Origin of the sequence: Burkholderia sp. 22088 (assembly GCF_052045915.1) — a bacterium.
Lineage (GTDB): Bacteria > Pseudomonadota > Gammaproteobacteria > Burkholderiales > Burkholderiaceae > Burkholderia > Burkholderia cepacia.
In genome coordinates, this window is sequence record NZ_JBQEPY010000003.1 from 178,661 (window position 1) to 204,898 (window position 26,238).

General features: G+C 65.3%; 19 protein-coding genes, 1 tRNA gene and 1 pseudogene. 8 read left to right on the forward strand and 13 right to left on the reverse strand.

The genetic code is table 11. The features are described 5' to 3' along the window. Positions 1-54 precede the first annotated feature (54 nt). From ACTJLD_RS06645 to ACTJLD_RS06655, 3 genes are read left to right on the forward strand one after another with little or no spacing between them, the layout of a single operon-like run. A complete protein-coding gene (locus tag ACTJLD_RS06645) occupies positions 55-1,188 on the forward strand; it encodes an HlyD family secretion protein (protein WP_060083415.1) in 1,134 nt (377 codons plus the stop codon). Then, entirely contained in the window at positions 1,181-2,767 is a 1,587-nt protein-coding gene (locus tag ACTJLD_RS06650; RefSeq protein ID WP_334006350.1) for an MDR family MFS transporter, read from the forward strand. Before ACTJLD_RS06645 ends, ACTJLD_RS06650 begins: the two co-directional genes overlap by 8 nt. 13 nt (positions 2,768-2,780) lie before the next feature. Then, a complete protein-coding gene (locus ACTJLD_RS06655) occupies positions 2,781-4,268 on the forward strand; it encodes an efflux transporter outer membrane subunit (protein WP_440658377.1) in 1,488 nt (495 codons plus the stop codon). A 113-nt stretch (positions 4,269-4,381) separates the two neighbouring features. On the opposite strand, the pseudogene ACTJLD_RS06660 reads toward ACTJLD_RS06655, so the two are convergent. Continuing rightward, positions 4,382-4,501 (reverse strand): annotated as a pseudogene (locus ACTJLD_RS06660) (APH(3') family aminoglycoside O-phosphotransferase); the annotation flags it as partial. Positions 4,502-5,168: 667 nt separating this feature from the next. Between ACTJLD_RS06660 and ACTJLD_RS06665 the strand changes: the two are divergent. Then, on the forward strand, positions 5,169-7,001 hold the full coding sequence (locus ACTJLD_RS06665) for a S53 family peptidase (RefSeq protein WP_059693972.1): 1,833 nt from the start codon (positions 5,169-5,171) through the stop codon (positions 6,999-7,001). 364 nt (positions 7,002-7,365) lie between these two features. Here the strand turns inward: ACTJLD_RS06665 and ACTJLD_RS06670 are convergent, their stop codons facing one another. Further along, on the reverse strand, positions 7,366-8,016 hold the full coding sequence (locus ACTJLD_RS06670; RefSeq protein WP_027791087.1) for a pyridoxamine 5'-phosphate oxidase family protein: 651 nt from the start codon (positions 8,014-8,016) through the stop codon (positions 7,366-7,368). Positions 8,017-8,329: 313 nt separating this feature from the next. Here ACTJLD_RS06670 and pdxR point away from each other — a divergent pair, with 313 nt between their 5' ends. Then, positions 8,330-9,796 carry a MocR-like pyridoxine biosynthesis transcription factor PdxR gene (pdxR, locus tag ACTJLD_RS06675; protein ID WP_440658378.1) on the forward strand — a complete coding sequence of 489 codons (1,467 nt, stop codon included), beginning with the start codon at positions 8,330-8,332 and terminating at the stop codon, positions 9,794-9,796. A gap of 22 nt (positions 9,797-9,818) precedes the next feature. Here the strand turns inward: pdxR and ACTJLD_RS06680 are convergent, their stop codons facing one another. The 7 genes from ACTJLD_RS06680 to ACTJLD_RS06710 form a co-directional block, all read right to left on the reverse strand. Continuing rightward, a complete protein-coding gene (locus tag ACTJLD_RS06680; RefSeq protein WP_059693970.1) occupies positions 9,819-11,369 on the reverse strand; it encodes a phospholipase D family protein in 1,551 nt (516 codons plus the stop codon). A gap of 253 nt (positions 11,370-11,622) precedes the next feature. After that, positions 11,623-11,698 (reverse strand) — tRNA-Ile (locus ACTJLD_RS06685). 129 nt (positions 11,699-11,827) lie between these two features. Beyond that, complete coding sequence (rpoD, locus tag ACTJLD_RS06690) at positions 11,828-14,251, reverse strand: RNA polymerase sigma factor RpoD (protein ID WP_440658379.1); 2,424 nt, start codon at positions 14,249-14,251, stop codon at positions 11,828-11,830. 88 nt (positions 14,252-14,339) lie between these two features. Beyond that, entirely contained in the window at positions 14,340-16,217 is a 1,878-nt protein-coding gene (dnaG, locus tag ACTJLD_RS06695) for a DNA primase (RefSeq protein WP_440658381.1), read from the reverse strand. A gap of 70 nt (positions 16,218-16,287) precedes the next feature. Further along, entirely contained in the window at positions 16,288-16,734 is a 447-nt protein-coding gene (locus ACTJLD_RS06700) for a GatB/YqeY domain-containing protein (protein WP_021160855.1), read from the reverse strand. A gap of 210 nt (positions 16,735-16,944) precedes the next feature. After that, positions 16,945-17,157, reverse strand: coding sequence for a 30S ribosomal protein S21 (rpsU, locus tag ACTJLD_RS06705; protein ID WP_006479415.1), 213 nt, complete (start codon positions 17,155-17,157; stop codon positions 16,945-16,947). Positions 17,158-17,263: 106 nt separating this feature from the next. Then, a complete protein-coding gene (locus tag ACTJLD_RS06710) occupies positions 17,264-18,493 on the reverse strand; it encodes an NAD(P)/FAD-dependent oxidoreductase (RefSeq protein WP_440658520.1) in 1,230 nt (409 codons plus the stop codon). Positions 18,494-18,614: 121 nt separating this feature from the next. On the opposite strand from ACTJLD_RS06710, the gene tsaD reads away from it, so the two are divergent. Continuing rightward, positions 18,615-19,655, forward strand: a complete 1,041-nt coding sequence (gene tsaD, locus ACTJLD_RS06715; RefSeq protein ID WP_440658383.1) for a tRNA (adenosine(37)-N6)-threonylcarbamoyltransferase complex transferase subunit TsaD — start codon at positions 18,615-18,617, stop codon at positions 19,653-19,655. Positions 19,656-19,746: 91 nt separating this feature from the next. Here tsaD and folE2 read toward each other — a convergent pair whose 3' ends face one another. The 4 genes from folE2 to ACTJLD_RS06735 all read right to left on the reverse strand — a co-directional run bounded on the left by folE2 (position 19,747) and on the right by ACTJLD_RS06735 (position 23,871). Further along, complete coding sequence (folE2, locus tag ACTJLD_RS06720; protein WP_021160853.1) at positions 19,747-20,556, reverse strand: GTP cyclohydrolase FolE2; 810 nt, start codon at positions 20,554-20,556, stop codon at positions 19,747-19,749. 154 nt (positions 20,557-20,710) lie between these two features. Beyond that, a complete protein-coding gene (dxs, locus tag ACTJLD_RS06725; protein ID WP_021160852.1) occupies positions 20,711-22,615 on the reverse strand; it encodes a 1-deoxy-D-xylulose-5-phosphate synthase in 1,905 nt (634 codons plus the stop codon). 81 nt (positions 22,616-22,696) lie between these two features. Next, positions 22,697-23,581 carry a polyprenyl synthetase family protein gene (locus ACTJLD_RS06730; RefSeq protein ID WP_027791080.1) on the reverse strand — a complete coding sequence of 295 codons (885 nt, stop codon included), beginning with the start codon at positions 23,579-23,581 and terminating at the stop codon, positions 22,697-22,699. Then, positions 23,578-23,871, reverse strand: a complete 294-nt coding sequence (locus ACTJLD_RS06735; RefSeq protein ID WP_440658384.1) for an exodeoxyribonuclease VII small subunit — start codon at positions 23,869-23,871, stop codon at positions 23,578-23,580. Before ACTJLD_RS06735 ends, ACTJLD_RS06730 begins: the two co-directional genes overlap by 4 nt. Positions 23,872-24,142: 271 nt before the next feature. Between ACTJLD_RS06735 and ACTJLD_RS06740 the strand changes: the two genes are divergently transcribed. Both ACTJLD_RS06740 and ACTJLD_RS06745 read left to right on the forward strand, forming a co-directional pair. Beyond that, the gene (locus tag ACTJLD_RS06740; protein ID WP_027791078.1) at positions 24,143-25,249 is read left to right on the forward strand and encodes an aromatic ring-hydroxylating oxygenase subunit alpha; all 1,107 of its coding nucleotides are present in this window, start codon (positions 24,143-24,145) and stop codon (positions 25,247-25,249) included. 117 nt (positions 25,250-25,366) lie between these two features. Continuing rightward, positions 25,367-26,236, forward strand: a complete 870-nt coding sequence (locus ACTJLD_RS06745; RefSeq protein WP_059693931.1) for a sulfurtransferase — start codon at positions 25,367-25,369, stop codon at positions 26,234-26,236. Positions 26,237-26,238 lie beyond the last annotated feature (2 nt).

Sequence of the window (26,238 nt, forward strand, 5' to 3'; positions counted from 1 at the left end):
CACAATTCTATCAACTGGAATAATTCTTCCACTTGGAATAAATTGGACACCGGAATGTCGACGCCGCAAGACCCTCCACAGCAAGCAGATCGTCAGGAAAACGGAACAACACCGCGAAACGGAAGCAAATCCGGAAACGGATCGAAACGGCGCATCCTGCTCGTCGTCGCCGTGCTCGCGGCGATCGGCGGTGCCGTCTGGCTCGGCCGCTGGTGGACGGTCGGCCGTTTCATCGAAAGTACCAACGACGCGTACCTGCAGGCGGACAGCATGACTGCCGCGCCGAAGGTCGCCGGCTACGTGACCGATGTGTATGTCCGCGACAACCAGGCCGTGAAGGCCGGCGATCCGCTCGTGCGACTCGACGTCCGCCAGTACCAGGTTGCGCTCGCGCAATCGCTTGCGACCGTCGATGCACGCCGCGCGGATATCGCACGCGCCGAGGCCGACATCAGCCAGCAGCGTGCGAATCTCGAACAGGCCGACGCGCAGGCGAAGGTGTCGCGGATCAATGCGCAGCACGCCGGCGACGAATACGCGCGTTATGCGCCGCTCGCGGCGACCGGTGCGGAGACGCACGAACGCGTGGCAGACCTGAAGAGCACGCGCGATCAGGCGGTCGCGACGCTCGCCGCGAACAATGCGTCGATCGCGGCCGCACGCACGCAGATCGCGTCGTTCACCGCCCAGCTCCAGCAGGCGCGCGCGCAGCTCGAAGCCGCGCAGGCCAGTGCCGCGCAGGCGCAGCTCGACCTCGACAACACGATCGTGCGCAGCACCCTCGCCGGCCGCGTCGGCGATCGCACGGTGCGCGTCGGTCAATACGTGCAGCCCGGCACGCGCCTGCTGACCGTGGTGCCCGTCGATTCGATCTACCTCGTCGCGAACTTCAAGGAAACGCAGATCGGCAACATGCGAATCGGCCAGCCGGTCGAACTGCATGTCGACGCCTTGCCGGACGGTGCGCTGTCCGGCGTCGTCGACAGCTTCGCACCCGGCACCGGCGCGCAGTTCGCCCTCCTGCCGCCCGAGAATGCGACCGGCAACTTCACGAAGATCGTCCAGCGCGTGCCGGTGCGCATCCGCCTCGCCGCGAACGCCCGCGCGCAGCGCATGCTGCTGCCGGGGCTGTCGGTGACGGTCGACGTCGATACGCGCTCGGCCCGCGACGAGACGCATCATGGCTGAACCGTCCGCCACGATGCCCGTGCCGCCGCACGAAGGCCGCGCGAGCGTGACCGACTGGATCGCGGTCGCGGCCGGCGCGCTCGGCGCGCTGATGGCGACGCTCGACATCTCGATCACGAATTCCGCGCTGCCGCAGATCCAGGGTGAAATCGGCGCGACCGGCACCGAAGGCACGTGGATCTCGACCGGCTACCTGATGTCGGAGATCGTGATGATCCCGCTCGCCGCGTGGCTCACGCGCGTGTTCGGGCTGCGCAATTTCCTGCTGACGAACTCCGCGCTGTTCATCGCGTTCTCGATGATGTGCGGCTGGTCGCATTCGCTGCCGATGATGATCGCCGGCCGGATCGGCCAGGGCTTCACCGGCGGCGCGCTGATCCCGACCGCGCAGACCATCATCCGCACGCGGCTGCCGCTGTCTCAGTTGCCGGTCGGCATGACGCTGTTCGGCCTGATCGTGCTGCTCGGGCCGCTGTTCGGCCCGGTGCTCGGCGGCTGGCTCGCGGAAAACGTGAACTGGAGCTGGTGCTTTTTCCTGAACCTGCCGGTGTGCCTGCTGTTGATGGGGCTGCTGTGGTTCGGGCTGCCGTCCGACCGTCCGCAATGGAGCACGTTCTTCAACGCGGACTGGCTCGGGATCGCCGGCCTCGCGATCGGGCTGAGCTCGCTCACCGTCGTGCTCGAGGAAGGCCAGCGCGAACGCTGGTTCGAATCGCAAATGATCGTCACATTGAGCCTGGTGTCGCTCGCCGGGATGATCCTGATCGCGCTGTCGCAACGCTTCGCGAAGCGGCCGATCGTGCGGCTGTCGCTGATGCGCAATCCGCGCTACGCGAGCGTGATCGTGATCGTGTCCGCGGTCGGTGCCGGCCTGTACGGCGTGTCCTACCTGCTGCCGCAGTTCCTCGCGATCGTCGCCGGCTACAACGCGGAACAGGCGGGCGCAATCATGCTGCTGTCGGGGCTGCCGGCCTTTCTCGTGATGCCGATCCTGCCGCGCCTGCTCGGCAAGGTCGATTTCCGCATCCTCGTGATCTCCGGGCTGCTGCTGTTCTGCCTGAGCTGCATGCTCGACATCAGCCTGACCGCGCAGAGCGTCGGCCACGACTTCGTCTGGTCGCAACTGATTCGCGGCGTCGCGCAGATGCTCGCGATGATGCCGCTCAACCAGGCATCGATGGCGGCCGTCGCACGCGAAGACTCCGGCGATGCAGCCGGGCTCTACAACATGGCACGCAACCTCGGCGGCTCGATCGGGCTCGCGATCATCGGCACCGTGATCGACCGGCGCACGACCTTCCACACGGCCGCGCTGCGCGAATCGGTGACGGCGAACTCGCTGATCGGGCAGGACCGGCTGTCGGCCTACGCGGCCAACTGGTTCGCACACACCGGCGATCTCGCGTATTCGAACATGCGCGCGCTCGGACAGCTGGCGCAGCAGATCCAGGTCCAGGCCGTCGTGATGACCTATTCCGAAACCTTCTATCTGCTGGGCCTTGCACTGCTCGCCTGCGTGCCGCTCGCGCTGCTGCTGAGAACGCCGCGCGGGCCGCAGCCGATCTCGTCCGGCCACTGAACCGTCTTACGCGATGAAACCCTTCTCCCTGCCCCGCCGCCCCGTGCTCACGCTGTGTGCGGCCGCGAGCCTGCTCGCCGGCTGCACGGTCGGCCCCGACTACCGCGGCGCGCCCGCAGCACCGGATGCGCCGGTCTTCGTGCGCGCGCCGGCCTCCGGTGTCGACACCGCCGCACCCGCGCCAAGCGCGTGGTGGCACGCGCTCGACGATCGCCAGCTCGACGACCTGATCACTGCGGCGCTCGCGTACAACCCCGATCTGCACGCTGCGCAGGCACGCTTGCGCGCATCGCGCGCGCAGCTCTCGCAACAGCGCGCGGCGCAGTTGCCGAAATCGTCCGCCACCGTCGCCGCCATCCGCATGCGCGAGCCGGACGTCAGCGCGCTCGGTTCGCTGCTGCCGTCGAACGGCTCGAACCAGTCGGGCGGTGCATCGCCGTCGCTGGGCGGCTCGGGTCCGCTGCAGCTCTATTCGGCAGGCTTCGACGCAACCTGGGAAATCGACCTGTTCGGCGGCACGCGCCGGGCGGTCGAAGCCGCGTCCGCTCAAGCGGAAGCAGTCGACGCCGATCTCGCCGACACGCAGGTGTCGATCGCGGCAGAAGTCGCGAACGCGTATGTCGACCTCCGCGACCAGCAGCAGCGGCTTGCGCTGTCGCGACGCACCGCCGAGTTGCAGCAGAAGATGCTTGAACTCACGCAGCAGCGCCGCGCGCGCGGCGTCGCGGCCGATGCCGACATCGAACGCCTGACGACACAGGTCGAGAACACGCGAGCCTCGCTGATCCCGCTCGACGCGCAGGTGACGGAATCGCTCGACCGGCTCGCGATCCTGACGGGGCGCGCGCCGGGTGCGCTCGACGCGACGCTGACGACACCGGCCGCGCCGCTGCCGACGCTGCCCGGCAGCGTCGCGATCGGCGATCCGGCCACGCTGCTGAAACAGCGCCCCGACATTCGCGCGGCCGAGCGCCGGCTCGCATCGAGCAATGCGCAGATCGGCGAGCATGTCGCCGATTACTTCCCGAAGGTGACGCTGCTCGGCGATCTCGGCTTCAGCGCGGCGGACCCGGGCCACCTGCTCCGCAAGCAGAACTTCACGTGGGTCGGCGCGCCGTATCTGCAATGGAACATTCTCGACTTCGGGCGCACGCGTGGCGCGGTGCGCGCGGCCGAAGCATCGCGCGACGAAGCGGAAGCGAACTATCAGAAGGCGGTGCTCGGTGCGTTGCAGGACGCCAACACGGCATTGCAGCGCTACGGACACCAGCGCGAGCACGTCGTTGCGCTCACCAAGGTTCAAACCTCCGCCGTGCATTCGCGATCGCTGATGGATGAACGCTATCGCGCGGGCGTCGCATCGATGATCGACCTGCTCGATACGCAACGCGAAGCACTTTCCGCACAGCAGAACGTGATCGCCGGGCAGGCCGAACTGATCAAGGACTACGTGTCGGTGCAGAAGAGCCTCGGGCTCGGGTGGCAGGCGGGTGCGGGTTGACGGTGAGTCGAGCGATGCCGTGCGGCCGGGTTCGTCGCGGCTGCAACGCATCGACAACAGCAATGCGCGGGACAGAAAAACGTTTCGCGCGCCGCCCGTGACCACCCGATAAATCAGAAAAACTCGTCGAGCAACCGGTAGAAAGCGATCCGGCCCGGATCGGGCTGCTCGATTCCGTACCGGTCGAAGAAAGGCGCGACCCATTCACTGACGAGATCGGCTTCGATATCTCGCACCGGCGATTCGAGTCGCGCCTCGAACACGATCGGGCAGTCGCGCCAATTACGCATCGAACCGGAAACGATCGGCGAACCGCATTCAGCATTACTTTCTTCGTTGGCGTCGAATATTACAAATTACTGCCAATATTTTCAAAAACATTGCATTTATTCGCTTTAAATTTGTTTCATATAACCAAAAAAAGTTTGACACCCCGCTTTCGTTCTTGATACCGTCCGATGCAAGCAATCTGACAAATTGCTCACTGCGCAATCGCTTCCGCTCCACGTTTTTTTCGCTTCCGCCGCACCGAAGTGCCAGCCGCCGGCCGTATCGTTCGCGCGCCGGCCATGCAACATCCCGATGCATTTCATTGGACGACTGCCATCCGGCAGCGGGCCGAAGGATCGAATCAAATGAGCAGGACAACGAAACTGTTGCTCTAGCAATCCCGCCCGCGCCCAGTTCGCGCGACTGCGCCGTATCGCGACGCAGCCCTCTCGCTACCGCATTTTCAGAATTTCGCCCCCGGAGAAAAAACACCTGTCCGGATCGGGCGAAAGGCCCTGTCGCGTCCGCGCCATCCGCACGCATGCGACAGAAATCGGCGGTGCACGATCCGCACCGCTGTTGACCGTTGTTGTTCGTGCCGTTCGATGTTCAACCGGAGGGGTAATTCAAATGAATCAGGTTGCAGACAAGAATCAAAAGCACAATCGCTTCATCAAGCTCGCCTTCGCCGCCGCGGCAGCCGCATCGTTCGGCATCGCGACCGTCCACGCCGCGCCCGCGGCCGGCTGGACGGAAACGCGCACCAAGGGCTTCCTGCCGCTCGTGCAGCAGAACGAAGCCGGTACGGCCGGCGCGCCTGCCGCAAGCACGGCCGCCGCTGCCACGGCAGCCATCGAGATGGCACCCGGCGAATCGGTAGACATCGTGCTCGGGCTGAACCTGCGCAACGAAGCACAGCTCGACCAATACCTGCACGACCTGCATACGCCCGGCTCGCCGCACTACCGGCAATTCCTCACGCCGGCGCAGTTCGCCGCGCAATATGCGCCGACCGACCAGCAGGTCGCCTCGGTCGTCGCACACCTGCGCAAGGAAGGCTTCGTGAACATCGTGGTCGCACCGAACCGCCTGCTGGTATCCGCGTCCGGCACCGCGGCGACCATCAAGTCCGCGTTCCGCACGACGCTCAAGCGCTTCACGCGCAACGGCCGCAGCGTCTATGCGAATACCGACGCCGCGCAAGTGCCGAACGCGATCGGCGGCGTCGTGGGCGCGGTGCTGGGCCTGCAGAACGTCGAACTGATGCACACGGGCGCGGGCAGCAAGCCGCAAGGCAACACCAGCAACCTGACGATTCCGGCCGGCGCATCGGCGGTGCCGCACAACCCGACCGAGTTCTCGTCGATCTACGGCGGCAACGGTACGCCGACGGCCTCGCAGACCACCGTCGGCATCATCTCCGAAGGCGACCTGTCGCAGACGGTGAGCGACCTCAACACGTTCGCCGCAAACAACAGCCTCGGCACGATCAGCAGCAGCATCGTGAAGACGGGCCCGTCCGGCAGCTCGTACACCGACACCGACGGCACCGTCGAATGGAACCTCGACAGCCAGTCGATCGTCGGCGCGGCCGGCGGCAGCGTGAAGCAGGTCGTGTTCTACGTCGCACCGTCGATGACGCTCACGGCGATCACCGCCGCATACAACAAGGCCGTGACCGACAACGTCGCGAAGGTAATCAACGTGTCGCTCGGCGTGTGCGAATCGTCCGCGAACAGCACCGGCTCGCAGGCAACCGACGACACCATCTTCAAGCAGGCGATCGCGCAGGGGCAAACCTTCTCGGTATCCGCCGGCGACCACGGTGCATACGAATGCGCGGGTGGCACGCCGTCGCGCTCGACCTACACGGTGAGCGAGCCGGCAACGTCGCCGTACGTGATCGCAGTGGGCGGCACGACGCTGTTCACCAATACGTCGACCAATGCTTACAACAGCGAGATCGTCTGGAACGATCCGAGCTGGCAGCCGGGCACCGTGTGGTCGACGGGCGGCGGGTACAGCAAGTACGAAGCCGCGCCGTCGTGGCAATCGTCGAGCCTCACGGGATCGACCAAGCGCGCACTGCCCGACGTCGGCTTCGATGCCGACCTGCGCACCGGCGCGATTCTCGTCGTGAATGGCCAGACGTCCGACACGCTGTGGGGCTCGGGCTACCTGAACAACGAAGGCGGCACGAGCCTCGCCGCGCCGATCTTCACGGGCATCTGGGCGCGGCTGCAGTCCGCGAACAACAATGCGCTCGGGTTCCCCGCGTCGAGCCTCTACAAGTACTTCCCGAGCAACGCGGCGCTGCTGCACGATGTCACGTCCGGCAACAACGGCAGCGGCACCTACGGCTACAAGGCGAAGGCCGGCTGGGACGCGACGACGGGCTTCGGCAGCGTGAACATCTCGAAGCTGAACGCGTTCATCCAGAGCACGCCGGATTTCGCACGCTGATGGACCGATGACTGCGCCGGTTCCGCGTGTGCTCCGAGGCGCACGCAGGGAACCGGATGCGGTCGTTCAAATCACCCGAGATAACCGCCAGGCCGTCGCGGGTTTTTTTGCGTTCCGCGCAATCTCGCGGGGCAGCAGCCGGTGCGACGACGCACCCGGCGGCCTTTCAATCGTTGCGCAAGCGACTTTAACGTCCAATACCCGGGCACGAACATCGCACCGAGTGAAACGCACCCCGTCACGGCAGCGCGGTATTCGCGCTGCCTGCCGACGAAACGCGCGTCGTGCCGCCATGCGGCGCGAGCACGCCCCAAACGTCGTACCCCGCCGTCTTCCGCGAAGCCGCGCGGCCTTGCCGCACAACTCACTCGGCCCAGTTCCGGACGTAGTCCGGCACCGGCATGTTGCCGTCGGCATGAACCGGTGCGCCACGCGTCGTCTTCAGCGGCAGGATCCCCGTCCAGACAGCAAGCGCAAGATCTTCATCCTTGTCGGAAGGCAGCGAATCGCTGACTTTCACCGCCGCTTCCGCAAGGGCAATCCGCAGCACGCTGGTCGCATTGATTTCCTTCTCGTTGCCGGGCCGCGCGTCATGCTTGCGACCGGGTGCGATCTTGTCCATCAACGCATCCAGCGCCGCCAGCTTGTCGTCACGGCCCTCCACGACGTCGAACCGCCCGTAGATCACCGCGGATCGATAATTCATCGAATGGTTGAAGGCCGACCTGGCCAGCACGAGCCCGTCCAGCAACGTAATCGCGACGGAGGCCGGCGCGCCCGCCGACAGCGCCTTGATCATCCGGCTACCGTTGGACCCGTGAATATAGAGGTCATCGCCCCGTCTCCAGTGCGCGGTCGGGATACAGTGCGTGTTCTCGCCTGCAGCGAACGCGATGTGGCAGACGTACGCTTCGTCCACGATGCGATGAAGCATCGTGCGATCGCGATTCGCCAATTCCGGCAGGCGGCGAATGGTGGTGCGGGGTGTGGAAGCGATGACGGTCTGGTCTTTCATGTTTCGTTTTCCTGTTCGCGCGCCCTTGCGCACATCGAGCGACCCGCGTTCCGGCAGGGCTCAATGATCCGCCCGGAATATATTTGTACTGCGAATTTAATCGAATTGAATACGTGCGACTTCCACGCCTGAACGACCGATCGATCGCCCCATCGACAGCCGCGCTTCAAATCGATCAAAATATGCGCGTGCCGCAATCGGGGACGATCGCCGGAAGGCCCCGCGCACCGGCCGGCACCGCGAGAACTGAACGATACGATGCGCGCCGAATCTTCAAAAGAACCAGCTCACCGAAAAATTCTGGAACCAGCCCATGGATCTCGCGCTGCTCATCTCGTCGCTTTCCAGACAGGAGGGCACGACACGCCACAGCCAGCAGGAGGCCCTCTACCGGAGCCTGCGCAACATGCTGCTGGACGGGCGCATCCCGTCCGGCACACGGCTCGTGTCGACCCGCGTGCTCGCGGCGGAATTGGGCATCGCGCGCAATTCGGCCGTCTATGCGTACGAGCGACTTGCCGAGGAAGGCTTCGTGGCGGCCACGCGCAACGGTACGATCACGCGCTGGGACGGATGCGGCCGTTCGAGCACCGGGCTCGAGAGCGGGCCGGCCACGGTTCGCTTGTCCGAGCGCGTGCACGGGCTGGAGAACGCCGATCCCGAACCCGAACGCATGCTGCCGTTCGTCCCCGGTCTTCCGTCGCTCGATGAATTCCCGGTTGCCCAATGGCGCCGTTGCATCGAGCGCGCATGGAAAGTCATCAAGCCCGCGCAGCTCGCATACGGTCCGGTCGAAGGGCTGCCCGAATTGCGGCGTGCCGTGGCGGCCTACATCCGCGTCTCGCGAGGCGTGCGCTGCGAAACAGGCCAGGTATTCATCACCGACGGCACGCAAGGCAGCCTCGAACTGTGCGCGCGCATGCTGGCGAATCCCGGCGAACCCGGCTGGCTCGAGAACCCCTGCTACAACGGCGCCCGTACCGCATTCCGCTCGACCGGCCTCGATATCGTGCCAATCGAGGTCGACCGCGAAGGAATGGCGCCCACCGACGAACAGTGGCGCTCCCGGCCACCCCGGCTGATCTATACGACGCCATCGCATCAATACCCGCTCGGCGCGCTGATGAGCCCCCGGCGGCGAGCGGCGCTCGTCGAGCACGCACGTGCGTGCGGCGCGTGGATCATCGAGGACGACTACGACAGCGAGTTCCGCCACGACGGCGAGCCGCTGCCCGCGATCCAGGGCCTGCATGCCGACGCACCGGTCTGCTATCTCGGCACCTTCAGCAAGACGATGTTTCCCGCCCTTCGGCTCGGCTTCATGGTGGTTCCGCCGGTTCTGGTCGAACGCTTCACCCGAACGCTGCGCGAACTCGTTCATCGCGGCCACTCGGCCGATCAACTCGCGATGGCCCAGTTCATCGACACCGGCCTCTTTGCGCGGCACCTGCGCAGGATGAGGACGCTGTATGCCGAGCGGCGGAACAACCTGGAAACGGCACTCGCCCGCCACCTCGGCACAGCGCTGAGCGTTCGGGAAAGCCCGGGCGGCATGCATCTGTCGGCGGACCTCGCGCTCCCGCTGCGCGATACCGACGTCGCCCGCGCCGCAGCCGCGCGTGGCCTGCTGCTTCAGCCGCTGAGCAGCTACCGGGTCGGCGACGGCCGGCCGTACAACGGCTTCGTGCTGGGATACTCCGGGCTGAGCGATGCGACGATCGAGACCGCGACGATGCAGCTCGCGGCGGTCATCGACGCGCAGGGCCGCACGCGCGGCTGAGCGTCACACGCGGCATCGTCGCTTACAGTTGCGACTCCAGCGGAAACAGCCCGAGAAACCAGACTTCCATCCGCCGCCCGGCCGACACTTCCGGTTCGTGATCGAGCTCGGTGACCTTCCCGTTCGAATCGGTCTGAATCCACTTGAGCTGCCCCTTGCCCGCCGCATCGGTCCTCGGCTCGACGCGCCACGCGATTAGATCGAGCCGCGCTTCCAGATCGTTCGCCACCTGCGACGCAATCGCCGGGCTCTCGCAGTAAACGCCGATCTCCGTATTGAGGTTCAGCGAACGCGGATCGAGATTCATCGATCCGATGAAAATGCTCTTGTGGTCGAACACGTAGGTCTTCGCATGCAGCGACGCACGCGACGATCCGATGATGACCTGCTTCGAGATGCTCTTGTCGCCTGACGGCCGCCGTTCGTAAAGCCGCACGCCGGCTGCCACGAGATCGCTCCGGTAATGCCGGTAGCCCGCATGCACGGCCGCCACGTCGGTCGACGCGAGCGAGTTGGTCAGCACCGTGACGCGCACGCCGCGCGCCGTGAGCGCGCGCAGCCGCTCGACGACATCCTTGCCCGGCACGAAATACGGCGACACGATCAGCAGGTCATGTTCGGGCTGCAACGCGAGCGCCCGCAATTGCGGCATCAAATGCCCGTCGCTGTCCTTCGGCGCGTGCGCGATCTTCGACGGATCGTCGTACAGCACCGTTGCGCGGCCCCACGACAGTTCCGTGCCCTGCCCGTGAACGATCCGGTCGAGTCGCTGCCTGGCCTCGAGCACGTACGGATTGTCCTCCATGGCCCTCAGGTAGTCCCGCAACCGTTCACGCTCGCGGTCCAGCCCGCCCGGTGCCGCCTCGTGCCCGACCAGCGCGCTGATCGGATACGCGTACGGGGAATTCCAGAACGTGTCGAATTCGGTCGAGATGTCCTTCACGACCGGGCCGTGGACGACGACATCGAGATCGCCGAACTCCAGCATCGACGATGCGCCGAAATACTCGTCGCCGATATTGCGGCCGCCGATGATCGCCGCCTGATTGTCCGCGATCATCGCCTTGTTGTGCATGCGCCGGTTGACGCGCGCGAACTCGAACACCGTGCCGATCTTCTTGAACCGCCGCGTGGCGACCGGATTGAACAGCCGGATCTCGATGTTCGGGTGCGAACTGATCTCGAGCAGCTTGCGGTCGTCCGCGTTCGTGCCGAGATCGTCGAGCAGCGCACGGACGCGGACGCCGCGATCCGCCGCGCGAATGATTGCGTCGGCGAGTTCGTGGCCGGTCAGGTCGTCGTGCCAGATGTAGTACTGAAGGTCCAGCGAGCGATCGGCGCGGTCGGCGAGCAACACGCGCGCATCCAGCGCGTCGACCGGATCGGTCAGCAGGTGAAACGCGTCCTGCCCGGGATGGGCGCTGGCTTGCTGCCGGAACGCCACGCCCAGCCGCGTGTTGTCCGTATCGGTGTACGCGTGCGTCGGCGCGCGATCGGCCTGCGGCGGCAGGCTCGCGCATGCGACGAGCGCCAGCAACGAAAGAATCGCACCCCACGAACGCAGCATGGTCATGATTGCCGTCCCGCTCCCGGCCGAAGTCTGTTTGTTCTCGCCGCCGGATGGATCGCGGGGCTGCCTGGTTTTCGTTCGGCCGTACCCGGTGTCGCGTGTGGAACGGCCGCGCTACAGCATACTTCGATTGACAGCGGCGCGGCACCCTCTCGGTACTTTCCTGATCGCGGCACGCGTCCATACAAAGAAAAACCCGCGATGCATGAAGCCATCGCGGGTTCTCGGCATGCGGCGCGAGCGCGCGCATGAAATCTGGTGGGCCCGGCGGGGTTCGAACCCGCGACCAATCGATTATGAGTCGACTGCTCTAACCGCTGAGCTACAAGCCCTGAAAAGAATCGAAGCGTGTCACACGCTGCCCCGGCAAAGAAGCCGGGCCGGCATTGTAACAACAAAGGAGACAAACGCCACCGGCATCACGCGGATACCGGCGGCGTTCGCAGGAGAGACGCTGGAAATCAGTTCCCTTCGAGGAACGACTTCAGCTTGTCGGAACGGCTCGGGTGACGCAGCTTGCGCAGCGCCTTGGCCTCGATCTGACGGATCCGTTCACGCGTGACGTCGAACTGCTTGCCGACTTCCTCGAGCGTGTGATCGGTGCTCATCTCGATACCGAAGCGCATCCGCAGCACCTTCGCCTCGCGCGGCGTCAGCGAATCGAGCACGTCCTTCACGACGTCGCGCATGCTCGCATGCAGCGCGGCATCGGCCGGCGCGACCGTGTTGGTGTCCTCGATGAAGTCGCCGAGATGGGAATCGTCGTCGTCACCGATCGGCGTTTCCATCGAGATCGGCTCCTTCGCGATCTTCATGATCTTGCGGATCTTGTCTTCCGGCATCTCCATCTTCTCGGCGAGCGTTGCCGGATCCGGCTCGAGACCGGTTTCCTGCAGGATCTGCCGCGAGATGCGGTTCATCTTGTTGATCGTCTCGATCATGTGAACCGGAATACGGATCGTGCGCGCCTGGTCCGCGATCGAGCGCGTGATAGCCTGGCGGATCCACCACGTCGCATAGGTCGAGAACTTGTAGCCGCGACGGTATTCGAACTTGTCCACCGCCTTCATCAGGCCGATGTTGCCTTCCTGGATCAGGTCGAGGAACTGCAGGCCGCGGTTCGTGTACTTCTTCGCGATCGAGATCACGAGACGCAGGTTGGCCTCGGTCATTTCACGCTTCGCCTGGCGCGCCTTCAGTTCGCCGGCCGCCATCTGGCGGTTGGTTTCCTTCAGGTCCTTCAGCGGCAGCACGACACGCGCCTGCAGGTCGAGCAGGCGCTGCTGCTGTTCGCGGATCGCCGGAACGTTACGCGACAGCACCGCGCTGTACGAATGGCCTTCGGCCATGATCTTCTCGGCCCAGTCGAGGTCGGTTTCGCTGCCCGGGAAGCGCGCGATGAATTCCGAACGCGGCATGCCGCACTTGTCGACGACGATGTGCAGGATCTGGCGTTCGACCTGACGCACTTCGTCCACCTGCGCACGCAGCGTGTCGCACAGGCGTTCAACGGTACGCGCGGTGAAGCGGATCGTCATCAGTTCGGTCTGGATCGTTTCCTGCGCCTTCAGGTAGGCCTTCGACTTGTAGCCTTCCTTTTCGAACGCGCGGCGCATCTTGTCGAACCACTCGCTGATCTGCGAGAACTTCTCGAGCGACGCACGCTTGAGGGCTTCGAGCTGGGCGGCGTTGGCCGATGCCTGTGCGGCACCGTCGTCTTCCTCCTCTTCCTCTTCTTCCTCTTCCTCTTCGGCTTCCTCGTCCTCGTTCTCGATGGCCTCCGCTTCCTTCGCGGAGAAGCCGTCGGTATCGGCGGAGTCCGAAGCATTCGGATCGAGCAGGCCGTCGACGAGCTCGTCGACGCGGATCTCTTCGTTCGCGACGCGTTCGGCCATCGCGAGGATGTCGGCGATCGTCGTCGGGCACGCGGAGATGGCCATCACCATGTGGCGCAGGCCGTCCTCGATCCGCTTCGCGATCTCGATTTCGCCTTCACGCGTGAGCAGCTCGACCGTGCCCATTTCGCGCATGTACATCCGGACCGGATCGGTCGTGCGGCCGAATTCCGAATCGACGGTGGACAGCGCGACTTCCGCTTCCTCTTCGACTTCATCGTCCGACGACGCGGCGGGCGCGTTGTCGTTCAGGAGCAGCGTTTCCGCGTCCGGCGCCTGCTCGTAGACCGCCACGCCCATGTCGTTGAACGTGCCGATGATGCCTTCGAGGGCTTCGGTCTCGGTGAAGTTGTCCGGCAGGTGGTCGTTGATTTCGGCGTACGTGAGGAAGCCGCGCTCCTTGCCGAGCTTGATCAGCGCGCGCAGCTTCACGCGGCGCTCTTCGAGCTCCTCGGCCGTACCCGGCGTGCTCGTCGCGAACGCTTCCTTCAGCAGCGCCTTTTCCTTGGCGCGACGGTCGCGCACCTTGGATTTGCCCGGTGCAGCCGCTGCTGCTGCTGCGGGCTGCTCGTCGCTCTGATTTGCGTCGTCTTCGACGGATACTTCGTTCAGCTTTTTGGTCATGGAGTTCGCCGTACCGGCTATATCGACTCGCGGCTGCTGGACGACAGCCGGTTGAACCGTGGGTGCATGAGTAGTACGTACTGCCGTTTCGTCCGCAGCGGCAGTCGTGTCCCTTGCGCTTTTCGCACTTGCCCGCTTCGCCGCCGGCTTGGCCGGCCCGGAGTCGGGTCTGGCGGCAGCCCGTGTTCTGGCTGCCGGCGCCGGCGCAGCCTGAGCAGTGCCGGCCGCGGTTTTTTTCCCTGCTGGGGCTGACGTGGCTGAAGACGTTGTCCTGGTGGAAGAAGCAGACTTGGCCGCTGTGACCTTCTTGGTCGGCTCCGTCGAGCCCTTGCCTGCTGCTTTCTTTCCGCCTGTCGTCTTTGCCATCGCGATTCTCGCCTCTGCTTAGAAAACAAACCGCTGGAAACCTTATATTATAGCACGCTGGGGAACCCTCTCTAAGCTCCCCGGCCGCCTACAGCCCGAGCCGACGCTTCATGTCGGTTCGCTGCTGGTTCAATTCCGTCAATTCGGCCAATTCCTCGGGTGTGAAGGTGGATTGCCGCGCCAGCCTGTCAAGCCGGTCGCAGCAAGCGTCGTAACGCATCTTGAGCACCGCGGCCTGCAACTCCTCCCCCGCGATCCGTTCCTGCTCACGCTGCCGCTCGGGCACCGTCTCGTCTTCCGGATTCTGTAACAGCAAATCGCGGACGTTTTCATCATAGTCCAGAATTTCGCGGAAGATTTCCTCGTAAGTCGCTCCATTCGAGGACGTCCGCAGGACATCGGAAAGCAGCCGGAACTCCGCGCCATCGCCCAGCGCGCGGGCATGATCGACGACCTCCGCGAACAGTTCGCCGATGCGCGGCAACGCACGCAGGGTCGCAAGCTGTTCATCGTCGAGCTCCGACGCGATGCGCGGATGCATCACCAGCGTGCGCAACGCACGCTTTTCGCTGTCCGTCACGCGGCGCCGCTCGCTGCGTGCAGGCGCCTGGCGCGGCGGTGCCGCGATCCGCGTATCGACATCGGACAGCCCCGCAACCTCCTCGAACGGGATATCGAGGCGGTCGGCGAACATGTGCATGATCTGCGCGCGCAACGCGTTCGCGGGCAGCGCCTGCAACATCGGCTTCGCATCGAACAGCGCCTTCGCACGGCCTTCCGGCTGATCGAGCGCCTTGCCGGCAATTGCTTCGTTCAGCAAAAATTGCGACAGCGGCATCGCGCGCTCAACCTGTTCGGAGAACGCATCCGCGCCGAATTCGCGCACGTAGCTGTCCGGATCGTGCTCGGCCGGCAAAAATAGGAACCGGATCGTACGGTTGTCGCCGGCATGCGGCAGGCATGCCTCGAGCGCGCGCCGGGCCGCCCGCCGTCCTGCCGAATCGCCGTCGAAACTGAAAATGACCGTATCGGTCTGGCGCAGCAGCTTCTGCACGTGAATCGGCGTACACGCTGTGCCGAGTGTCGCGACCGCGTTCGGGAACCCGAGCTGCGCGAGCGCGACGACGTCCATGTAGCCTTCGACGACCAGCACGTACTTGCGCTCGCGAATCGCGAGCCGCGCCTCGAACAGGCCGTACAACTCGCTCCCTTTGTTGAACAACGGGGTTTCAGGCGAGTTCAGGTACTTCGGCTCGCCGCTGCCGAGCACGCGGCCGCCGAAGCCGATCACCTGCCCCTTCACATTGCGGATCGGGAACATGATCCGCTCGCGGAACCGGTCGTAGCGGCGCGCGACGCCCTGCGCATCGGTCTTCTCGCTGACGATCACGAGCCCCGACTCGACGAGCGACTCGTCGCGATAGTCGGGGAACGCAGCTTCGAGGTTCTGCCAGCCGTCCGGCGCATAGCCGAGCCCGAAGCGCGCGGCGATCTCGCCGGTCAGGCCCCGGTTTTTCAGGTACTGGATCGCGACGGTCGCGCCACGCAACTGCTTGCGGTAGTAGTCGCACGCGGCGGTCATTGCATCGGACAGCGCGGTCGCAACCGATTTCGACACCGGCGCCGGATAGTCGCCGCCACCGCCTCCACCCCCACCGCCGCCACGCATCGACGGCTCGTGCGGCACGGTCAGGCCGACCGACTGCGCGAGTTCCTGCACGGCTTCCGGGAACGTGAGCCCCGCGTGTTCCATCAGGAAGCCGATCGCCGTGCCGTGGGCGCCGCAGCCGAAGCAGTGATAGAACTGCTTGGTCGGGCTGACCGTAAACGACGGGCTTTTCTCGTTATGGAACGGGCACAGCCCCATGAAGTTGGCGCCGCCCTTCTTGAGCTGCACGTACCGGCCCACCACGTCGACGATATCGACGCGGTTCAGCAAATCCTGCAGGAACGAATGCGGAATCACCGTGGGATCGAGCGAAAAAAGACAATACGACACCCCGGCGCACGCACCGCGCGCACCGGGGAAACGGGTGTTACTTCGAGAGCGCGGCCTTGACCAGTGCGGAAATGGCCGTCATGTCGGCACGGCCGGCGAGCTTGCCCTTCAGGACGCCCATCACCTTGCCCATGTCCTGCGGGCCCGCGGCGCCCGTCTGCGCGACCGCGGCCTGGACTTCGGCGGCCACCTCGGCCTCCGACAGCTGCTCGGGCATGTAGCCGCTCAGCACGACCAGCTCCGCCTGCTCCTTCGCGACGAGGTCGTCACGGCCGGCGGCCTGGAACTGGCTGATCGAATCCTTGCGCTGCTTGATCATCTTGTCGATCACGGCCGTGATGCCCGCGTCGTCGAGGGTGATCTGATCGTCGACTTCGCGCTGCTTGATCGCGGCCATCAGCAAGCGAATCGTTGCCAGGCGCTCGCTTTCCTTCGCGCGCATCGCGGCCTTCATGTCTTCGCTGATCTGCTCTTTCAAACTCATCTTTCACCCGGGAAGGAAACGTGAATCCGACGCCCGCCATACGGGCGTCAACACAAAAACCCGCTTGGGACTGTGTCTCAAGCGGGTTGCTCGAATCCGGCATCGGCGGCTCGCCTGATCGGTCGCACGATCATGCTCGATCTTCCGCGATCGCCCGATCGCACGGAGTCGCCGGTGCGCCGCTCAGCGAACCGCGCGGCGCCCAATCGTTCAGTACAGCTTCTTCGGCAGCGTCTGGCTGCGGATACGCTTGTAATGACGCTTCACCGCTGCCGCCTTCTTGCGCTTGCGCTCCGCGGTCGGCTTCTCGTAAAACTCGCGCGCGCGAAGTTCGGTCAACAGCCCGTTCTTCTCGATCGTGCGCTTGAAGCGACGCATTGCAACTTCGAACGGCTCGTTCTCTTTAACGCGAATGATCGTCATGATCCGACACGAATAAAGGTTTGCAGGGAAAGACTACCGAGTATAGCAGAGCGATTGCCCAAAGGCACGGGGCCTGGTCCCGCCAAAACGGCGTCGGCCCGGCATGTCAGGCGCCACGCGAATACTCCGCGGCAGCCTGCCCGGCTGCCGTGCCGGACGCCCACGCCCACTGGAAGTTGTAGCCGCCGAGCCAGCCCGTCACGTCCACCGCCTCGCCGACGAAGAACAGCCCCGGCACACGCGTGCTCATCATCGTCGCCGACGACAGGTCGCGCGTATCGACCCCGCCCTTCGTCACTTCGGCTTTCTTGTAGCCCTCGGTGCCGTTCGGCGTCAGCGTCCAGCCGGACAGCGCGTCGCCGATCTGGCGCAGTGTCTTGTCGGGCAGGTCCGCGAGCCGCGCGTCGGCTGCAACGCGATGCGTGTCGAGCCACGCATGCGCGAGGCGCGACGGCACCCAGTCCGCGAGCAGCGAACCGATCTGGCGCTTCGACGTGCGCTTCGCGTCGAGCAGGTCGGCTACCGTATCGCGTTGCGGCAACAGGTCGACGCGGATCGGGTCGCCCGGCTGCCAGTAACTCGAAATCTGCAGGATCCCTGGCCCGGACAGGCCGCGATGGGTCAGCAACAGGTCCTCGACGAATTCTCCGCCGCGCTTCTTGTCGCCGGTCGATACGCGCACTTCGAGCGATACACCGGACAACGCCGCGAACGGCTCCCAGTCCTGCTGCGCGAACGTCAGCGGCACGAGCGCGGGCCGCGTGTCGATCAGCTTGTGGCCGAACTGCTTGGCGAGCCGGTAACCGAAGTCGGTCGCGCCGATTTTCGGAATCGACAGGCCGCCGGTCGCGATGATCAGTGCACGCGCGCCGATCGTCCCCGCCTGCTGCGTGTCGAGCGCGAAGCCGTCGGCCGGCGCGTGGCGCACCGTGTCGACGACGACGGGCCTGCGCCACGCGATGCCGCCCGCGTCGCACTCGTGCTTCAGCACGTCGATGATCGCGTCGCTGCCGTGGTCGCAAAAGAGCTGGCCCTTGTGCTTTTCGTGCCAGGTCACATGATGGCGCTTGAGCAGCCCGAGGAAGTCGCGCGGCGTATAGCGCGCCAGCGCCGAGCGCGCGAAATGCGGATTCGCCGACAGATAGTTGTCGGGGCCTGCGTAAAGATTCGTGAAGTTGCAGCGGCCGCCGCCCGAGATGCGGATCTTCTCGGCGAGCCGCGGCGCGTGGTCGATCAGCACGACGCGGCGGCCGAGCTGCCCGGCAACCGCGGCGCTCATCATCCCGGCGGCGCCCGCGCCGATCACGGCGATGTCATAGGTTTCCATGGCGCGGATTGTACCCGCCCGGCCTCCGGCCCGGGCTGCCTGCGGCGGCGACCTGCCCCCGCCTGCTATAATTTCCGGTTACGTTGACCTTCCCGCGGCGCGCTCGATACGGCGCGCCCTGCCCGCACCCATGCTCGTTCTCGGCATCGAAAGCTCCTGTGACGAAACCGGCCTCGCGCTCTACGACACGCAGCGCGGCCTGCTCGCGCATGCGCTCCATTCGCAGATCGCGATGCACCGCGAGTACGGCGGCGTCGTGCCCGAACTCGCGTCACGCGACCACATCCGCCGTGCGCTGCCGCTACTCGAGGAAGTGATGGCGCAAAGCGGCACGCGCCGCGACGACATCGACGCGATCGCGTTCACCCAGGGCCCCGGCCTCGCCGGCGCGCTGCTGGTCGGCGCGAGCATCGCGAATGCGCTCGCGCTTGCATGGAACAAGCCGACCGTCGGCATCCATCACCTCGAAGGCCACCTGCTGTCGCCGCTGCTCGTCGACGAGCCGCCGCCGTTCCCGTTCGTCGCACTGCTGGTGTCCGGCGGCCACACGCAACTGATGCGCGTGACCGACGTCGGCGTGTACGAGACGCTCGGCGAAACGCTCGACGACGCGGCCGGCGAAGCATTCGACAAGACGGCCAAGCTGATCGGCCTCGGCTACCCGGGCGGCCCGGAAGTCTCGAAGCTCGCCGAAACCGGCACGCCGGGTGCGGTCGTGCTGCCGCGCCCGATGCTGCATTCGGGCGATCTCGACTTCAGTTTCAGCGGCCTGAAGACGGCCGTGCTCACGCAGATGAAGAAATTCGAAGCGGCGAAACTGGAGGGCGAAGCGCTCGAACGCGCGAAGGCCGACCTCGCGCGCGGCTTCGTCGACGCGGCCGTCGACGTGCTCGTCGCGAAGTCGCTCGCCGCGCTGAAGAAGACGAAGCTCAAGCGCCTCGTGGTCGCGGGCGGCGTCGGCGCGAACCGCCAGTTGCGCGCCGCGCTGTCGGCCGCCGCGACCAAGCGCGGTTTCGACGTGCATTACCCCGACCTCGCGCTCTGCACCGACAACGGCGCGATGATCGCGCTCGCGGGCGCCTTGCGGCTCGACCGCTGGCCCGAGCAGGCGAATGCCGACTATGCCTTCACGGTGAAGCCACGCTGGGATCTCGCGTCGCTCGCACGCTGAGCGACGCCCCGCGACACAACGCCACACCGACAAACGAAAAGGCCGCTCATACGAGCGGCCTTTTTCATCGGCGCGGCAAAACGACGCAGCGTTATGCAGCCTGCCGCTTGTCGCGTTCGATCAATGCATACGCGCTGTGATTGTGGATCGACTCGAAGTTCTCGGCTTCGAGCACATACGCGACCACGCGCTCGTCCGCGTCGAGACGCTGCGCGACGTCGCGCACGAGATCCTCGACGAACTTCGGGTTCTCGTATGCGCGCTCGGTGACGAACTTCTCGTCCGGACGCTTCAACAGGCCCCACAGCTCGCACGACGCCTCTTCCTCCGCGATGCGGATCAGCGCCTCGACCGGCAGGTCGGCCGCGAGCTCCGCGTCGATCGTCACGTGCGAGCGCTGGTTGTGCGCGCCGTATTGCGAGATCTTCTTCGAGCACGGGCACAGGCTCGTCACCGGCACGAGCACCTTGAGGAATAGGCGCGTGTCGCCGTTGCGGCTTTCGCCCGCGAGCGTCACTTCATAGTCGAGCAGGCTCTGCACACCCGACACCGGCGCCGTCTTGTTCACGAAGTACGGGAACGTGACCTCGATGCGGCCTGCCTCGGCTTCCAGCTTCTCGAGCATCGACGCGAGCATCGCGCGAAAACGCTCGACCGTCAGCGGCGCACGGTTCTCTTCGAGCAGCGCGACGAAGCGCGACATGTGCGTACCCTTCTGGTCGGCCGGCAGGCGGACGTCGAGATTCCAGACGCCGACGGTCGGCTGCACGTCGCCGCCTTCGGTACACACCGTCAACGGATGCCGGACCGCCTTCACGCCCACGCGCTGAATCGGAATCTGGCGGGTATCCACCGTGCTCTGCACGTCGGGCATCACGAAGGCGGGATTCATCTGGTTCATCTTGTTCAATCCTTGTAAGCCGCGCGTTCGATGACGCGCACGCCGCGTCATGCGGCAGCCGGAAAAGCAACATGGGCCCGCAGGCCCATGTTTTCCGCATCAATGAAGACCGGTCGCGCCAGTCGCACCGGCACCGCCCGCGGGCGGCGCCAGCTTATGCGACGCGCTTCGCCTGACCGGCGACATCGGCCGCCGGATTCAGAAAGCGTTCGCGAATCGATTTCGCGATACCCGCGCCGTCGAGGCCGCATTGCGACAGCAGCTTCGCGGGGTCGCCGTGATCGATGAACAGGTCAGGGAGGCCCAATTGTAGTACGGGTCGGATAACCCCACTCTCCATCAGGGCTTCCACGCAGGCCGAGCCCGCGCCGCCCATCACACAACCTTCCTCGACCGTGACGAGGTAGTCGTGCGTCTCGGCGAGTTCACGCACGAGCGCAGCGTCGACCGGCTTCACGAAACGCATGTTCGCGACGGTTGCATCGAGTTCCTCGGCGGCGGCAAGCGACGGTGCGACCATCGTGCCGAACGCAAGGATCGCGACGCGCTTGCCTTCCGGCTGCGACGTGTGGCGACGCACTTCACCCTTGCCGAGCGGGATCTCGGTGAACTCCTTCACCGTCGCCACGCCCGTACCCGCGCCGCGCGGATAACGCACCGCGGTCGGGTTCGGCTGTTGCAGCGCCGTGTGCAGCATCTGGCGGCATTCGTTCTCGTCGGATGCAGCCATGATCGTCATGTTCGGAATGCAGCGCATGAACGCGAGATCGTACGCGCCCGCATGCGTCGCGCCGTCCGCGCCGACGAGGCCCGCGCGGTCGATCGCGAACACGACCGGCAGGTTCTGCAGCGCAACGTCGTGGATCAGCTGATCGTACGCACGTTGCAGGAACGTCGAGTAGATCGCGACGACCGGCTTGAGCCCTTCGGTCGCGAGGCCGCCCGCGAACGTCACCGCGTGCTGCTCGGCGATGCCGACGTCGTAGTAGCGATCCTTGAAGCGCTTCTCGAATTCGACCATGCCCGAGCCTTCGCGCATCGCCGGCGTGATGCCGACCACGCGCGTGTCGCGCTCGGCTTCATCGCACAGCCACTCGCCGAACACTTGCGTGTACGTCTTCTTCGCGGGCGTGGCGGACGGCTTGATGCCTTCGGCCGGATTGAACTTGCCCGGGCCGTGGTAGAGCACGGGATCGGCTTCGGCGAGCTTGTAGCCCTGGCCCTTCTTCGTCACCACGTGGAGGAACTGCGGGCCGCGCAGTTCGCGGATGTTCTGCAGCGTCGGGATCAGCGAATCGAGATCGTGACCGTCGATCGGGCCGATGTAGTTGAAGCCGAACTCTTCGAACAGCGTGGCCGGCACGACCATGCCCTTCGCGTGCTCCTCGAGCTTGCGTGCGAGTTCGAGCACCGGCGGTGCAACGCTCAGCACGCGCTCGACGCCCGCGCGCGCAGCCGCATAGAAACGGCCCGACATCAGGCGTGCGAGATGGCGATTCAGCGCACCGACCGGCGGCGAGATCGACATGTCGTTGTCGTTGAGGATCACGAGCACTTTCGCGTCTTCCGACACGCCCGCGTTGTTCATCGCCTCGAACGCCATGCCGGCCGTCATCGCGCCGTCGCCGATCACGGCGATCGAGAAGCGGTCGTCGCCGTTCAGCTGGCTGCCGATCGCCATGCCGAGCGCGGCCGAGATCGACGTGCTCGAGTGCGCGGTGCCGAACGTGTCGTATTCCGACTCCGAACGGCGCGGGAAACCCGAGATGCCGTCCTGCTGACGCAGCGAATGCATCTGGTCGCGACGCCCCGTCAGGATCTTGTGCGGGTAGGTCTGGTGCCCCACGTCCCAGACGATGCGATCGTTCGGCGTGTTGAACACGTAGTGCAACGCGATCGTCAGCTCGACCGTCCCGAGATTGGACGACAAATGGCCGCCCGTCTTCGACACACTGTCGAGCACGAACGCGCGCAGTTCATCCGCGAGCGGTTGAAGTTGGCGACGATCGAGGCGGCGCAAGTCCGCCGGGTCGTCGATGGTTTTCAGCAAGTCGTACATCGTCGTTCCATTGTAGGAAATCAAACGCGCCCGCATTCTGTTGCACGCACCGTAGCATGTGCGCGGCGGCGGGCTTTCGCGTCAGCTGACCCGGTTCACTACCAGGTCGGCAAGTTCGGCGAGACGCTGAGCGCGTGCGCCGAACGGTTTCAGCGCGTCGTGCGCTTCGGCGCGCAGTTGTGCTGCGAGCTCGCGCGACGCCTCGAGGCCGAGGATCGATACATAGGTCGGCTTGTCGTTCGCCGCATCCTTGCCGGCCGTCTTGCCGAGCGTCGCCGAATCGGTCGTGACGTCGAGAATGTCGTCGACGACCTGGAAGGCCAGACCCACGGCCCCTGCGTACACATCGAGCGCCGCCATCGTTTCCGCCGACGGCGTCTCGCCGGCCAGCGCACCCATCCGCACGGCCGCGCGCAACAGTGCGCCCGTCTTCATCCGGTGCATCGTCTCGAGCTGCTCGCGCGTCAGCTTGAGGCCGACGCTCGCCAGGTCGATCGCCTGCCCGCCGGCCATGCCGATCGAGCCGCTCGCCAGCGCCAGCTCGCGCACGAGCGCGGCCTGCTGCACCGGCGACAGCGCAGCGGCGTCGGTCAGCGCAACGAACGCCTGCGACTGCAGCGCGTCGCCGACCAGCAGTGCCGTCGGCTCGTCGTACTGCACGTGCACGGTCGGCTTGCCGCGACGCAATGCATCGTCGTCCATGCACGGCATGTCGTCGTGCACGAGCGAGTAGACATGGATCATCTCCAGTGCCGCCGCCGCCGCATTGCGCGCCGCTTCCGTCGCGCCGGTCAGTTCGCCTGCTGCATGGCACAGCAGCGGGCGAACGCGTTTGCCGCCGCCGAGGACCGCGTAGCGCATCGCCTCGTGGAGTTTCGCCGGCACCGCGGTTTCAGCGGGCAAATAGTGGCCGAGTGCGTCCTCGACACGGTCAAGCACGGACCGCATCCATTGTTCGAATGTCATAGATCGTCGTCTTCGCCGTCCGTGGCGGCCGTTCCGGACAAAAGCGGCTTCAGCGTCGCGCCGTCGAGCACGCGAACCTGCTGTTCCACTTTCTCAAGCTGCTGTTGGCAAAACGCAACGAGGGTCGCACCGCGGCGATACGCCGTCAGCGAATCCTCGAGGCTCAACGCGCCGCCTTCCATCCGGGCAACCAGCGTCTCGAGCTCCGCGAGCGCCGTCTCGTAATTGTCCGGCAACGGTTCGGTGCCATTGCCGGGCGGCGTGGCGCCTGGGGATGCGGTTTTCGCCATGGACGAGGGTGTCAAATTTCAAAACAAGTCGGACATTCTACGGCAAAAGAGAATTTTCCGACCTGCCGTCTTGGGCACCCGGCTACATATTCCGGCCCCACCTTCGACGCACATTGTGCGCCTTCCGATTCCCGCCCGACAAAAAATTGACACAAATCAGGCACTTAATCCTGGCCTTGCGAGGCGAACCGGGTATAATTCCGCGTTTCCCTAAATCGATTTTTCGATGGTTGGGTTGTTCACTGCTTTCACGCTAACACCGGGAGTGGGAATGTCCAATCTGAGCGATGCGCTTCAGTTGAAGTCGGCCCACAGCCAGCTTCCAGTCACTGCATACTTCGATGAGGCGCTACTCGAGCGCGAGATCGAAACCCTCTTCAAGAAAGGACCTCGTTACGTCGGGCACGAGTTGATGGTGCCCGAGGCGGGGGATTATTTTGCGCTGCCGTCCGAGAAGGAAGGTCGCGTGCTGGTCCGCAACCCCGCGAACCAGATCGAACTGCTGTCGAACGTCTGCCGTCACCGGCAGGCGATCATGCTCAACGGGCGCGGCCACACGCAGAACATCGTGTGCCCGCTGCACCGCTGGACGTACGACCTGGACGGCCAGTTGCTCGGCGCGCCGCACTTCCCCGACAAGCCGTGCCTGAACCTCGGCAAGAGCCCGCTGCAGAACTGGCAGGGGCTGCTGTTCGAAGCCGAAGGCCGGAACGTCGCGCGCGATCTCGCCCATCTCGGCACGAAGCATCACTTCGACTTCTCCGAATACCACTTCGATCACGTCGAAGTGCACGAGTGCGATTACAACTGGAAGACGTTCATCGAGGTCTACCTCGAGGATTACCATGTCGTCCCGTTCCACCCGGGCCTCGGCAGCTTCGTGTCGTGCGACGACCTCAAGTGGGAGTTCGGCGACTGGTACAGCGTGCAGACGGTCGGCGTGCACAACGCCCTCGCGAAACCGGGTAGCGCGACTTACCAGAAATGGCACGAGCAGGTGCTCAAGTTCCGCAACGGCGTGCCGCCGGAGTTCGGCGCGATCTGGATGGTCTACTACCCGGGCCTGATGATCGAGTGGTATCCGCACGTGCTCGTCGTGTCGTGGCTGATCCCGCGCGGCCCGCAAAAGACGACCAACATCGTCGAGTTCTATTACCCCGAGGAAATCGCGCTGTTCGAACGCGAATTCGTCGAGGCGGAACGCGCCGCCTATATGGAAACGGCCGTCGAGGACGACGAAATCGCGATGCGGATGGACGCAGGTCGCCGTGCGCTGATGGCACGCGGCGAGTCGCAGGTCGGCCCGTACCAGAGCCCGATGGAAGACGGCATGCAGCACTTCCACGAGTTCCTGCGCCGCCACCTCGGCGACATCTGAAAGCCGGTGCGGCGCTTTGACGCCGCACGGCATCCGGCAGACGAAAAGACGGGCTTCGGCCCGTCTTTTTTTGTTTAGACTTGGAGTGTCAGGCCATTCGCACTCCAGGGAGCCGTCATGCCACACACCCACTACACCACACTCATTTCCGCCGCCAATCTCGCCGAGCGCCTGGCGGCGGCGCCCGGCAGCGTCGCACTGTTCGATTGTCGCTTCGATCTCGTCGATCCCGCCGCCGGCGAAGCCGCGTATGCGGCCGGTCACATCCCCGGCGCACAGTATCTTCATCTCGACCGCGACCTGTCCGGCCGCAAGACGGGCACCAACGGCCGCCATCCGCTGCCGACCCGCGACGCACTCGCCACGCTGCTCGCGAGCCGAGGCCTCAAGCAGGGCCAGCAAGTCGTCGCGTACGACGCACAGGGCGGCGCCTATGCGGCTCGCCTGTGGTGGCTGCTGCGCTGGCTCGGCCACGATTCGGTCGCCGTGCTCGACGGCGGCCTGCAGGCCTGGGAAGCAGCCGGCCAGCCTCTGGCGACCGACGTGCCGCACCCGGCCGCCGGCGATTTCCGCGCGGCTGCGCCGCTCGAATCGACGGTCGACGCGGCAGCCGTGCTCGCCAACGTGAGCACACCCACGCGCGTCGTGATCGATGCACGCGCACCCGACCGCTACCGCGGCGAAAACGAAACGATCGATCGTGTGGGCGGCCACATCCCCGGCGCGCGCAACCGCTTCTTCAAGGACAATCTCGCCGCGGACGGCCGCTTCAAGACCGGCCATGAACTGCGCGAAGCGTTTTCCGCGGTGCTGGCGGGCACCGAGCCGAACCGCGTGATCCTGCAATGCGGCTCCGGCGTCACCGCCTGCCACAATGCGCTTGCACTGGAGGTGGCGGGCCTGCACGGCGCGTCGCTGTATCCGGGCTCGTGGAGCGAATGGAGCGCCGATCCGTCGCGACCGATCGCAACCGGCCCGACACCGTAAGC